We start from the raw sequence: 12,597 nt of genomic DNA, 5'->3' as shown, positions 1-12,597 counted from the left end.
CGACGGGGAAAACCATGACCACATCCACGCCTCATCAACGTTCCCAGGACCTTTACGCCAGGGTCAAGCGGTTCGTGCTGATCAACATGATCGTCGTTCCGTTCATTCCCTTGCTGCTGGCTCTGATCATCGGCAACCATTCCTTTTCCCGCTCCATCAAAGACGGCACCATCAATTCGATGAAGCGGATCGCCGCCGACCATCGGCAGATGATCGAGTCCTTTCTGTTGGAGCGCAAGAACGATCTGGTCATGATCGTGAATACGATCAGCTTCGAGGAGATCACCCAGCCCGGACGTCTGATGTCGGTTTTCTCCAATTTGCAGCGCACGGCATCCGCATTCGCGGATTTGGGAATTTTTGATGAAAATGGCGTTCATGTGGCCTATCACGGCCCGTTCGATCTGACCGGCAAGAACTACCATGATGCCGAGTGGTTTCAGCATACCCTCGAAAATGGCGTTTACATCAGCGATGTCTTTCTGGGGGTCCGCAACATCCCGCATTTCGTCATCGCCGTGATGAAAAAGGAAGTCGGCCGCAAATGGGTAATCCGCGCGACGGTCGACTCCCAGCGCTTCAACAACCTGGTACGGCAGATTCGCATCGGCAAAACCGGCGAGGCCTACCTGATCAACCGTCAGGGGGTGCTGCAGACCGACCGCCGTAGCGGCGGCAACCTCATGGAAACGCCTGCCGAAAAAATCCCCCTGCCGGCCCCGGGCAGGGAGATCGATACCTTCATCCACAACAGCGCGGGCACCGACCCCCTGCTTAAGGGGATCGATACCTTCATGCACAATGACGCCGGCGCGGACCCCTTCCTTTATGCGACCTGCTGGCTCAAGGACAACAGCTGGATTTTGGTGATTCGCCAGGAAAAATCCGATGCCTTCATGGCGCTGGAAAGCACGCGTTTGCCGATCCTGTTCATCTGCGTCATCGGCGGCCTCTGTATTGTGGCCGCCGCATTCACCCTGACCGGGGCGATCGTGCGCAAAATGGAGCAGTCCGATACGGAAAAAGCCCTCCTCAACCAGCAGCTCATCGGGGCTTCACGATTGGCTGAACTTGGCGAGATGGCTGCCGGATTCGCCCACGAAATCAACAACCCGCTACAAATCATCAGCAGCGAACGGTCCATGATCCAGGTTCTTTTGGACGAGATGGTCGAAGCCGGCCAGTTGACCCCCGGCGAATCCCTCGATCAGGTCAACGAGAGCGTCAACCAGATCATCACCCAACTGGAACGTTGCTCCCGAATTACCGCATCGATCCTCAAATTCGGTCGTCAGAGCGAATCCCGGGAAGAGGAGTTGGACCTTGCCGTCCTCATTCCCGAAATCACCCAGATGGTCCAGAAAAAAGCCGAAGTCAACGGGATTTCCCTGTTGCGCGACATCCCCCAGGTTCCCTTGCGCGTGCGTGCCGACGCCTCTCGACTCCAACAGGTGATCTTGAATCTGTTGAACAATGCCACGGATGCCATCATCGAGCAACAGGGCAGTACCGGCGGGTTCATCCGGGTGTCACTGCTCCATAACGATAACGGCTCGGCCACGATCCGCGTTCGGGATAACGGCTCGGGCATCAAGCAGGAAGACATGGAGAAGATCTTTTCTCCCTTTTTCACCACCAAACCGGTGGGTAAAGGTACCGGTCTGGGGCTGTCGGTCTGTTACGGGATTGTCCAGCAGATGGGCGGCCAAATGGAGGTGGAAAGCCGGGTGGGCAAAGGCACCACGTTCTCCATTACCCTGCCGATCTTGAAGGCGGGTGAATGAAGCCGGGTTTCATCAACGACAATGGATGGCTGCTTTGCAAATGACGTTTGTTCTTTCCCAAGGTTCAAGGCCCATGGGAATCATCCTTAACGGTGCAATCGCTGGGTCGGCGGGTGTGCCTTGTCATTTAGAAGGTGTGCCTTGTCATCTAGAACAGGAGTAAATCGATGGAATTGATGAAAATGATGTTGGTCGATGATGAGGAACGCTTTCTCTCCACGACAAAAAAGTTGTTGGAGCGAAAGGGTTTCGAAGTTCAAACGGCTTCCAGCGGCAAGGAGGCGCTGGATCTCTTACGAACCCACCCGGTTCACGTGGTGATCCTGGATGTCAAAATGCCGGGGATGGACGGTGTGGCCACACTGCGTGAAATCAAGCGTCAGTACCCCATGGTGGAGGTTATCATGCTCACCGGTCATGCCACGATGGAATCGGCTATGGATGGTCTTAAATCCGGTGCCGTCGACTACCTGATGAAGCCGGCCAATCTGGAGGAAATCATCGAAAAGGCTGTTGGCGCCTATAACCGCCGGGCAGACATCGAGGAAAAAATCGAAGCTGCCCGCATGCAGGGATCGAAGGAACCACCTCCTGAAATGCTCGAGCAGGCTTGAGGTGAAGGCGTTTGCCGCAATTGCCAATACGTGAAAAATAGAGGGGTTTATAAATGGCCAAGAAAGAGAAGAAAGTCACCGGATACGATAAATATGTCGACTGGAAGATCTTCAGCATCCCCGTGATCTTGCTGTTCCTTTTACTGCTGATGCCCACTCTACGGGATGAAGGACGTGGGAACCGAATATCGCATCGGTCCCAAGGCGGTGATTGGATATGTTATCCAATCCTATTTCAACACCTCCACCAGCGATGCCGCGCAGTGGCAACTGTTGGCCGCCCAGATCATGGAAAAGAACATGAACATGGGCGCCTTGACCCGCGATCGTTACCTCAAGCGGGATCTCAAGTGGTGCAAGCAGAACAAGATCAAGGCCGATAAATCGAATTTCGAGAAGGCTTACACGTTTATCGACACCCAAACGGATGACGAGAACTATCTCAAGGTGATGCAGGCCGCGCTCTCCCTGCGCAAGGATGGCCTCAAATACGAGGAGTTGTCGGACAAGGATCGGGCCGAAGCCGACAAGGGCGCCTGGTTCATCAAGGTATCGGTGGCCATGGGCGTCTTCGTGGTGCTCTGTTTTCTCACCGAGTGCATCCCGTTGCCCGGCGTCTCCTTCTGTATCGGCCTGATCCTCGTGTTCACCGGGGTTACCTCCCGCAAGCAAGTGGCCATGCTCTATTGGGATGACGCCTGCTGGTTCATCATGGGCAGCCTGATGTTTGCCGCCGCCTTTGTGAAAACCGGGGTGGACAAACGTGCCTGCCTGATGATGTTCAAAAAACTGGCCGTTCCCAACGTACGCTGGATCACGCTGATTTTCATTGTGATCATCGCGCCCCTGGCGGCCTTTATTTCCGACCACGCCCTGGCGGCCATGTTCCTGCCCATCGGCATGCTGCTTTACCAGAACAGCCTTACCCGGGATACGCCCAGCGATCCCGAATTGGGTAAGATGCTGATGATTTCCATTGCCATGGCCTGTAACATCGGCGGCCCCGGCGCCCCGTCGGGCGGCGCCCGCAACGTCATCATGATGACCTACCTGGCCGACATGTTCGGCATGGACATCGGCTATTTCCAGTGGATCACCTACTGTTTCCCCTATCTGTTCCTCATGATCCCGGTCACCTGGCTCATGATCAACTGGCGCTTCAAGCCACCATCACCTCCCTGGCCCCGGCCATGAACCACCTGCAGACCGAGATCAACCGCATGGGCAAGTGGAATCGCCAGCAGATCGTGGCATGATCATCTTCCTGGTAATGGTGTTCGGCTGGTTCACGGAAAAAGAATTCTACAACATGGGCATCTACCCGGTTCGCCTGGGGATCGGCGTCATCGCCATCGCCGGTGCGGTCGCCTATCTCTTGGCCGGCATCGTCAACTGGCGTGACTACCAGGAAAAGGTCGACTGGGGCGTGGTCTGGCTCTATGCCGGCGCCATCATCTTTGGCCGGACCCTGGACGAGACTGGCGCGGCCTACTGGCTGGCCCGTAGCGCCATCGACGCCCTGGCGCCCCTGGGAATGGATTCCGGGTTGCCCTGATGGTCACCAGCAACGGTCTGACCGCCATTTTGACCAACCTCATGGCCGACGGACCGGCCGCCGCCGCAGTAGGCCCGATCGCCCTCAACATGGCCGGCTTGGTGCATCCGGGCACGACCTTCTTGCCTTTCATGGCCATGAGCACGGCCATGGCCTCGTCCTTTGCCTACTGCCTGATCATTGGCACGCCGCCCAACGCCATCGTTTACGCCAGCGGCTACCTCGAGCCCAAGGATTACCTGCGGGTTGGTGTGCCGCTTTGGTTCATGGGTAATATTGTCCTGCTGCTTCTGTCGGCGGGGTACTGGGTGTTCCGTGGCTTTGGCGGACTGCCGGGCTTCTAAAGGAAGGAGCGAACATGAAAACAACCATCGAGAATTCATCGTCCAGAAAACCGATGGTGTGCTTCCGGGACGGCCGCTTCTGGTTCACCCGTGAGGCGGAACGGCGCTTTTACTTCATCCTGACCCTGCTCATGCTGGGCTTCGGCATTCTCTACAAAGCAGGAGTATTGTAAAATGCAGAATCGATGGCCAACCCTGTATGTTCAGACCCTGATGGCGCTGTTGACCCGCCCACGGGTATTTTTCGCCACCGGATTCGGGGCCATTTCCAGCCCCCAGGCGTCGAGCATCCTTTTGGTGTCGGCACTTTTCAGCGCGGCCAGTGGCATGTTGCTGAATCATAACGGTGCCCCCCTGGGCGTGGGGCTCATCTGCCTGATCAATGCCATCGGCATGGCCGCCATCGGCGCCGTCATCGGTTTCATCGCCGCGACCGTTACCACGACGGCCGGCCGGCGCTATTCCTTCGCCCATTTTTGGCGGATCTTTTCGCTCAGCTCGGGAACGGTTCTGCTCATCGCCTGGGTACCGTCGGCGTTCTTGTTTACCGAGCCTTGGAAATGGTGGCTGATCGGGATCGGGTTGGTCAGAGGATTGGGCATGAGCACAACACGGGCGGTCATCACGGTGCTGTTTACCTTCGGTACCACGGTAATGTTCATCTATGCATTATTGCCCGTGGTTCAATTTTGCAGAAGCCTTGTGGGATAATCCCAAACGCGGCGATCATCCAGCCGTGCACGCGACAAAAATGACAATCGACCTAACGCCTTAAAGGAGGCAGGCAACATGACCCATAAAACCAAAGTGTTGATGGTAGACGATGAGGCCCAGTTCCGCGAAACCTCCCGGAAACTGTTGGAGAAGAAAGGTTTCAAAACCCTTATGGCCGCCAACGGCCGCGAAGCCCTGGATCAGCTGGCCAATCATCCGGACGTGGTGGTGCTGGATATCCGCATGCCGGACATGGACGGCAACGAAACCCTGGCGGAAATCCAAAAACGGGTTCCCGGTTTGCCGGTGATCATGCTCACCGGTCACGGCGCCGACGATAGCGCCAGGGATGCCCTGACTCACGGTGCCGTGGACTACCTGTCCAAACCGTGCGATATCGACCTTTTGGCTTCACGCATCGCCGACGCCATGCGCCACAGGCAAGCCGAGCCGCCGGATGCATCACACGAACGCCTCGTCGAGGAAGTGATGATCCCCATCGCCGAATACACGACCCTAAACGAAAACAAAACCGTGGCCGAAGGGATTCAGGAGCTGAAAAAATCCTTCGCCCCCCAGATCCACACCAGCCGGATCATGGAGACCGGTCATCGCAGCCTGCTGGTTTTCGATAATGCCGGTCAGCTGAAAGGCATCCTGTCGATCATGGATCTTTTGGAAGGCATCATGCCCGGGTACCTCAGCGCCCCCAAGCCCTCCATGGCCGACAGCCTGCAATACTCGCCCATGTTCTGGACCGGCCTGTTCACCGTTGAGGCGCGTCGCCTGGCCGATACCATCGTCGGTGACCTCATGTCGCCCACGCCGCCGAGCATCGATGCCATGGCCAACCTCATGGAAGCCGCCTACATGATGGTGCATCACCACTGCCGCCGCATGGTGGTGTTCAAGGACGGCGAAGTGGTCGGCGTGATTCGCGAGCAGGATCTTTTCTTCGAATTGGAACGGGTCTTGCGTTAAGAGTCCCAACCTCCCCCAGGCCCGGAGACGGCACCGCACCCAGACACGACCGCCGTCTCCGGGCCTTTTTTCGGTGCACAGACATCAAACTTCTGCGTCCCCGTTTTGCTGCTCAAGCCGGCAATGACGTGTCACCCCTCTTTACAACCTGTAAAAAAGTCTGACGTTTTTCTTTGCCACAAGGTGTCAGCTCGCTTTTTATTTATTATGTTTATCGATTAATATCAATCTCTTCAACATAAGTCGAGGCTCGCTTCCGACTGGCATATGCATTGCTCTGGCAATCACGAACGGGAAAACCGGCTCCCTACCCTTCCGTTGGTAGGCAACCATGGGGCATGGGGGGCGCCGGTTAAATTATGATATGGGGAGGTTTTGGATGCCGTATCCAACCGCAGTGGACCCACGTTTCGAGTCATTTTTGACCGATAGCGTCATTGGGCGCCATTGCACCTGGAAAAACAGGCCGGGCTATAAGCCCATCTTTTTTATTCTGGCCGCCGTGATCTTTACCTTTGCCGTCTTGATGCCGCCCACCCAGGGCATGCTCGACATGGTAAAAAGGGAGGCACCCGCGGGCTATGAATTAGCCCCTGGGACGAAAAGCATCACCGATACGGTCAACCAAAAACTTCGTCCCCAAGCCTTTGCCGCCGGTCAGGCCGCTGACAAGCAGACGGCCCAGGCGGCCATGAAACCGCTGTTAAGCAACTACCAGGTTGCCCAGATGGCCAAAATGACCATCTGCATTCTCTTTTTGGCCGTTTTCCTGTGGGGCACCGAAGCGCTTCCCCTGGGGGCCACCGATATCATGGTGGGCGTCATGCTCTACCTCTTTTCCATTTTGCCGATCGATGAAATTTCCAAGGCCTACATGACCGACGCGGTCGTCTTCATCTTCGGGATCCTCGCCGTGGCCGTGGGTGTGGCCAAGACCGGCCTGGACAGGCGCATCGGCCTGATTTTGCTCGGTCGTATCAAAAGCGCCCGATCCTTCGCCCTGGTCTTTTTGCCCATGCTGGCCCTGTCGGCCGGGTTTCTTTCCGGACATGCCCTGGTGGCCCTACTGATCCCCGTGCTGATGGGGATCTACAAAGTGACTTGCAGAATCAACGGGGTCAAGCGCGACCGGGCGCTGGCGATCTTCCTGTTCCTGGGGGTCTGCTTCGCCGCCAACCACGGCGGCCTGGGATCACCGGCGGCCGCCGGCCGCAACGCCATCATGGTCGGCTACCTGACCGACTACGGCATCCCCATCACCTTCCTCGCGTGGATGAAAGCCGGCATTCCCTTTGTGCCGGTCATGTCCTGGGCCATCGGCCTCTACATGTACCTGCGCCTCAAACCCAAATTCCAGGTCAAGGGGATCAATCCCAGCCAGGCGATCCGCGCTGAAATGGCGGGCATGCCCAAGTTTGGCGGGCGCGAAGCGATCATGGCGGTTATCCTGGTGCTCCTGGTGCTTGCCTGGGTGCTGTTCGGCGCCCATGTCGGCCTGGGCGGCATCACCCTTTACGCGGTGATGGCCATGTTCCTGCTGCACATCATCACCTGGAAAGATGTTCAAGACGGCGTGGCCTTCGACGTGGTCGGGCTTTACGCCGCCGCCTGCGCCATGGGTGCGGCCCTCAAGTTCACCGGCGGCGCCTGTGGCTGGCGTCGGCCTTCGTCAGTATCCTGCCCGACATGCTCACCCAGGGCGATGGCCTGGTGATCGGAGTCAGCCTATTGGCCGGGACCCTGACCAACTTCATGAGCGACGGCGCCACCCTGGCGGCCCTGGGCCCCATCGTGCTGCCCATGGCGAGCCTGGCCGAGGTCAGCGTCTGGAAAGTGGGGCTGGTCACCTCGTTCTCCGCCGCTTTCGCCAATATCCTGGTTATCGGCACGCCCAACAACGCCATCTGCTTCGGCATGGGCAAGGATCCGGAAACCGGTGAACGTCTTTTAAATGTCATGGATTTCGTCATCTTCGGACTGCCCATCACCCTCCTGGCCTGGCTGATCCTCTGGTTATGGACGATCCATGGGTATTGGCATTTCCTGCCCTGGAAATAACCTTGCCGGAGCCAATCGAAGATTGCCCGAAGGGATGCATCGCGGCGTGACGGATGGAAAATGAATCGGATGAGCCTTATTGCGGGAGCCCGAAATGAAAGAAATCCTTTATCGAAACCTGCGCTTGAAGTTGATCGCCATTACCCTGGCCGTCTCCATCGGTCCCCTGATCCTGCTGGGCATGGCCATCTACTACCAATTCGGAAACCTCTACAAGGACCGCATCGAGGACCAAATTCGCACCCTGGCACGCTCGCAAAGCAATGCCGTGGATGTTTTTCTGCGCGAACGGACCACCATTTTAGCCATGATCGTCGAAACCCAGCCCTTCGAGACGCTCAGCAAGCAGGACAATCTCGCACGGCTGTTCACGCAGATCAACCAGCGCGCCGACGACCTGGGGTTGGTGGATATCGGCGTGATCGACAAGCACGGCTACCAACTGGCCTATTCCGGCCCGTATAACCTCAAGGGGCTCAATTACTACCAACAGCCCTGGTTCGACGAAGTCTTGCGCCGGGGAAAATTCATCAGCAACGTCTTCATGGGATTCCGCCAGGTGCCCCATGTCATTATTGCCGTCAAGGGCATCACCGGGAACGATCCCTGGATCCTGCGGGCCACCATCGATTCGGAAGTCTTCAACCGGATGGTCCGAAACGCCCAGGTCGGCACCACCGGTGACGCCTTCATCGTCAATCGGGAAGGTGTTTTCCAGACCACACCGCGATTTGACGGCGTGATTCTGGGCAATTCGGGAATTCAGACCCAGCGCTTCGGCGAAGACTCGACCGTCATCGCCAAACGGGATGAAACCGGCGACACCCGCTATATCGGCGGTGTCTGGCTCAAAAACCGGGAGTGGATGCTGGTGATCAGCCAGATCGCCGGTCAGGAGCATGGCTGGATGAGCAATGCCCGCAATACGGAGATCATGATCATTGCCATCGGCTGTCTGGTCATCGTGATCGCCATCGTGATGATTTCAAACACCCTGGTGCGCCACCTGGAGCAAACCGATCGGGAAATCAACGAACTCAACAGCCAACTGATGCAGCAGGACAAGTTGGCCGCTTTAGGTAAAATGGCCGCCGGCATCGCCCATGAAATCAACAACCCGCTGGCGGTCATCGGCGAAAAGGCCGGCTGGATGGAAGACCTTCTGGACGAAGAGGAGTTTCAGAACAGCGAGAACTACAAGGAGTTTTTCTCATCCATCACCAAAATCCAGGAGCATGTGGACCGGGCCAGGAAGATCACCCACAATATGCTGGGCTTTGCCCGTCGCATGGAACCTCACCTGGACGACGTGGATGTCAACCGCGTGCTGGATCAGACCATCGATATCCTGTCCAACCATGCGCGCATCAACGACATCGAGATCCTCAAGCACTTCACCGATCACCTGCCGGTCATCGCCAACGACCAGTCGCAGCTGCAGCAGATCTTCATGAACCTGATCAACAATGCCATCGACGCCATCGGCAACAACGGCACGATCGATATTTCCACCCAATTGGAAAAAGATCACATTACCGTCAGCGTCCATGACAACGGCCCGGGGATCCCCGAAGCGATTCAAAAAAAGATATTCGATCCGTTCTTCACCACCAAAATGAACGGCAAGGGAACCGGCCTGGGACTTTCCATCAGCTATACCATTATCGAGAAACTGGGGGGGCACATCACCCTGGAGAGCCACGAGGGTGAAGGAACCACCTTCGTTGTCCACCTCCCGCTGGTGCTACCCGAAAAAAAATAGGGAGAAGATACGTTATGCAACCGTTCAGAATCCTGGTTGTGGACGACGAGACCGATTTTCTGGAGACCATCGTCAATCGCCTCAACAGACGCAAGCTGGACGCCAGGGGGGCCGCCAGCGGAGAGGCCGCCATCGATATCCTCAAGCAGGAACTCTACGATGTGGTGCTTTTGGACATCAAGATGCCCGGCGGCATGGACGGCATCGAGACCCTAAGGGAAATCAAACGCATCCAGCCCCGCGTGGAGGTGATTCTGCTGACGGGCCATGCCTCGGTGGAGACCAGCATCGAGGGCATGAAGCAGGGTGCCTTCGATTATCTGCTAAAACCCATGAAATTCGACGAACTGCTGACCAAGATGGCCCAGGCCTTTGAGAAAAAAACGCCCACGACAAAAAGATCCGTGACGCCAAGGTCCAGGAATTGATCCGCTATCCCAGCCGCGTCTTCGAGCAGGAAAAATAAGGGTAGCCTGCACCGGTTACCCGCTTCAAGGGCGTTCTGGTATATAGGAATCCGGGCTTCCATTGAACTCTCGTTGACACTCTGCGCCACTACGGTGTTACCGACCGGCAAATTGACGATATCGCCGGTTACTGATCGGAACGATCCATGGTTTCCGAGCACCCTCCCAGGCCAACGCAGTTTGGGCCGGGGTAGCGTTCCTGCCTGCAGCGATTTCCTTTATCAGGTCGACCAAGACCTGAACTTCATGCCCACTTTTTCCTACATGAAAAAGTTTCGATGGCTGTCCCAGTTTTGCCAATGCGGTTATCTACAAAGCTCAAGTTATGGGGGGCTTGAACGCGTCCAAAAACATTTCAAGATAGTGTTAAGTTTTAAGTTTTAAGTATTAAGCGGTGGATCGGATCCGTTTGGTTAACAAATTGGCAGTATTCCTTTCCTTAACACTTTAAACTTTACACTTAACACTAATCCTCCGACGATTTGGTTTATGCGATACTTGCTTAATCAAAAATCACTGGAGCTTTCTGGAGAACCGAATTTGCCAAAACGCATAGCGAGTAAAATCTACACAGCTATATCCCTCCGTTTTATTAAAAAGCGTAACATCTTTTCACAGTCAGAATTGAACCGCTGCGCATCGTCATTCTTAACCAACTGTTAATTCATATGGTTTCGTCGGAATGAGTATAATATAGAATATGGTATTATATTTGCTTAAGTGTTCTAAATTTTTGGCACGCTTTTATCACCAACGGACGTTGAGATGGATGGAATTATTAGAGGGTCAGGCCTTTACTAAAAACGAAAATCTTCAAAGAGATACTGTTGGAGAACAAGGAAACTGAGCGGAAACATGGGTTGGGTGGGCGCCTACTGAGATCTGAACGGGAGCGCGTTAAAAAAAAGACAGAGAAAAAGAACCAAACAAACGGGAAAGAAGTGACGCTTTTTTCATGTTGACGATCCATCCCAACTTTCCCACTTCCTTGCCTTCCTCCCATGGGTTCGTCTCGGTATTTTTTTGCTGAATAACGATAAGCCCAAGATTGATGAACTCGTAAAAAGTTGCATTTCCGACGAATTCGTAAAAAAGCCCGAGATCAAGGCTTGCGAATCCTTAAGGAAGGAGGCGTACTTGGCGTACGCCGCAGTGACGATTGTCGAAAAATCTTAGTTCATCGTTTCCTTCGCACCGTTGCTGGTGCTTCGTTTGAAAAGGCTATAAGTGAACACTTGTTCATGTGATACCCCGCTTTTTACGAAAGATCAATTTGTTATTGGCCTCATGAGGCCAATAACACCGGAAATAAGGGGTATTATTTATTATTGGACTCATCAGGCCAATAATACGATTTCGTCCGCTAAAGAGACGTATTATAAGGCGACTGTTCGGTCGTCTAATCCATGATGGCAAAGATGTGATTTCATATGAAGAAAAACAATTTACAAAACATTCTAAAAGAATTGTCCAAAACAGATGACATGAAAAAGTCATGGCCGAAATATGACATTCTTTTTTCTCTTGGATTTACGGAAACTATAAGGAACAGCATATGTGAATGGTACTGGGGGGATAAAGAAACCGTGACTTTGGAAGATGTATTCGAGGTTGTTATATCGAGTGAAAAGGACCCACGCACTGGATACCTAATAACCAAAATGCTTGATTTACGATGTGTCGGAATAAAGACTTTTCTAAAGGTTGTAAACTCATTTTCAGAAATTGATTTTGGGAAAAAATGCAATATAGCATGGAGAAAAAAACAAGAAATGTTCATGAGTGCCCATAGGGTAAAAGGAAGCAGAGAACATAGTTGGTCATCTCCAATAACTGAAGAAGGCAAGGGATTAGCAAAATTTAGAAATGGCACTCCATATGTGCCTCGGCGCAGGAAAATTGCCAACAATAAACTTAACTCAGACGGCTAAATGCGGGGCGGTCTGAAAACCTGAAGTTGTCAACATTTTCAGCAAGTTTCCGTCAGGTCGTGGGTGTCTAACCGCCGCTGGTTAGTTTGGGTTTTCGGCTAATACACAACCGTTGCTGAAATTATCAAACGAGGGAACCAAAAATGAAGCTCAAATGGGTTCACATTAAGAATTACCGTTCTTGCAAAGACGTACGAATAGACATCGGCCCAATTCAAGCACTCGTTGGGGCTAATAATGCTGGTAAATCTTCGATTATTAGAGCCTTGGATTTTTTGTTTAACCCTTCAACGACAAAAGTTGATGAGGAAACGTTTTGGAATGGTAATGCTGAGTTGCAGATTTGGGTTGAGGCTCTTTTTACGGAATTATCCGAAACTGAACCAG

General features: G+C 54.1%; 11 protein-coding genes and 1 pseudogene. All 12 read left to right on the top strand.

Annotation, left to right across the window (positions count from 1 at the left end; genetic code table 11):
• Positions 1 to 14 precede the first annotated feature (14 nt).
• The gene (locus JCM12296_RS04105) at positions 15 to 1,784 is read left to right on the top strand and encodes a sensor histidine kinase (RefSeq protein WP_083455810.1); all 1,770 of its coding nucleotides are present in this window, start codon (positions 15 to 17) and stop codon (positions 1,782 to 1,784) included.
• Between the two features lie 167 nt (positions 1,785 to 1,951).
• Positions 1,952 to 2,398, top strand: coding sequence for a response regulator (locus JCM12296_RS04100; RefSeq protein WP_054690213.1), 447 nt, complete (start codon positions 1,952 to 1,954; stop codon positions 2,396 to 2,398).
• Positions 2,399 to 2,451: 53 nt separating this feature from the next.
• Positions 2,452 to 4,297, top strand: a pseudogene (locus JCM12296_RS04095) (SLC13 family permease).
• A 14-nt stretch (positions 4,298 to 4,311) separates the two neighbouring features.
• Positions 4,312 to 4,470 carry a hypothetical protein gene (locus JCM12296_RS37835; RefSeq protein ID WP_157067363.1) on the top strand — a complete coding sequence of 53 codons (159 nt, stop codon included), beginning with the start codon at positions 4,312 to 4,314 and terminating at the stop codon, positions 4,468 to 4,470.
• A gap of 1 nt (position 4,471) precedes the next feature.
• Positions 4,472 to 5,008: a hypothetical protein gene (locus JCM12296_RS04090; RefSeq protein ID WP_054690210.1), complete on the top strand. Its 537-nt coding sequence runs from the start codon at positions 4,472 to 4,474 to the stop codon at positions 5,006 to 5,008.
• A gap of 78 nt (positions 5,009 to 5,086) precedes the next feature.
• A complete protein-coding gene (locus JCM12296_RS04085) occupies positions 5,087 to 5,992 on the top strand; it encodes a CBS domain-containing protein (RefSeq protein WP_054690208.1) in 906 nt (301 codons plus the stop codon).
• Between the two features lie 379 nt (positions 5,993 to 6,371).
• Positions 6,372 to 7,706: an SLC13 family permease gene (locus JCM12296_RS04080; protein WP_054690204.1), complete on the top strand. Its 1,335-nt coding sequence runs from the start codon at positions 6,372 to 6,374 to the stop codon at positions 7,704 to 7,706.
• Positions 7,703 to 8,050 (top strand): transporter permease, encoded by a 348-nt coding sequence (locus JCM12296_RS04075; protein ID WP_157067362.1) that lies wholly within the window; start codon positions 7,703 to 7,705, stop codon positions 8,048 to 8,050. Before JCM12296_RS04080 ends, JCM12296_RS04075 begins: the two co-directional genes overlap by 4 nt.
• A gap of 94 nt (positions 8,051 to 8,144) precedes the next feature.
• The gene (locus JCM12296_RS04070; protein WP_157067361.1) at positions 8,145 to 9,812 is read left to right on the top strand and encodes a sensor histidine kinase; all 1,668 of its coding nucleotides are present in this window, start codon (positions 8,145 to 8,147) and stop codon (positions 9,810 to 9,812) included.
• A 14-nt stretch (positions 9,813 to 9,826) separates the two neighbouring features.
• Positions 9,827 to 10,240: a response regulator gene (locus JCM12296_RS04065; RefSeq protein WP_054690197.1), complete on the top strand. Its 414-nt coding sequence runs from the start codon at positions 9,827 to 9,829 to the stop codon at positions 10,238 to 10,240.
• Positions 10,241 to 11,709: 1,469 nt separating this feature from the next.
• Positions 11,710 to 12,210, top strand: a complete 501-nt coding sequence (locus JCM12296_RS04060) for a hypothetical protein (RefSeq protein WP_054690192.1) — start codon at positions 11,710 to 11,712, stop codon at positions 12,208 to 12,210.
• A 143-nt stretch (positions 12,211 to 12,353) separates the two neighbouring features.
• On the top strand, positions 12,354 to 12,597 hold a 244-nt coding region (locus JCM12296_RS04055; protein WP_054690189.1), incomplete at its 3' end, for an ATP-dependent nuclease.

Source organism: Desulfosarcina cetonica JCM 12296 (assembly GCF_001311845.1).
Lineage (GTDB): Bacteria > Desulfobacterota > Desulfobacteria > Desulfobacterales > Desulfosarcinaceae > Desulfosarcina > Desulfosarcina cetonica.
This window is presented reverse-complemented; position numbering and strand designations above follow the sequence as displayed.

Bases quoted from the DNA above. Each gene is read 5' to 3' on its own strand.
- JCM12296_RS04105 (WP_083455810.1), top strand. From the start codon at position 15: ATGACCACATCCACGCCTCATCAACGTTCCCAGGACCTTTACGCCAGG.
- JCM12296_RS04100 (WP_054690213.1), top strand. From the start codon at position 1,952: ATGGAATTGATGAAAATGATGTTGGTCGATGATGAGGAACGCTTTCTC.
- JCM12296_RS37835 (WP_157067363.1), top strand. From the start codon at position 4,312: ATGAAAACAACCATCGAGAATTCATCGTCCAGAAAACCGATGGTGTGC.
- JCM12296_RS04090 (WP_054690210.1), top strand. From the start codon at position 4,472: ATGCAGAATCGATGGCCAACCCTGTATGTTCAGACCCTGATGGCGCTG.
- JCM12296_RS04085 (WP_054690208.1), top strand. From the start codon at position 5,087: ATGACCCATAAAACCAAAGTGTTGATGGTAGACGATGAGGCCCAGTTC.
- JCM12296_RS04080 (WP_054690204.1), top strand. From the start codon at position 6,372: ATGCCGTATCCAACCGCAGTGGACCCACGTTTCGAGTCATTTTTGACC.
- JCM12296_RS04070 (WP_157067361.1), top strand. From the start codon at position 8,145: ATGAAAGAAATCCTTTATCGAAACCTGCGCTTGAAGTTGATCGCCATT.
- JCM12296_RS04065 (WP_054690197.1), top strand. From the start codon at position 9,827: ATGCAACCGTTCAGAATCCTGGTTGTGGACGACGAGACCGATTTTCTG.
- JCM12296_RS04060 (WP_054690192.1), top strand. From the start codon at position 11,710: ATGAAGAAAAACAATTTACAAAACATTCTAAAAGAATTGTCCAAAACA.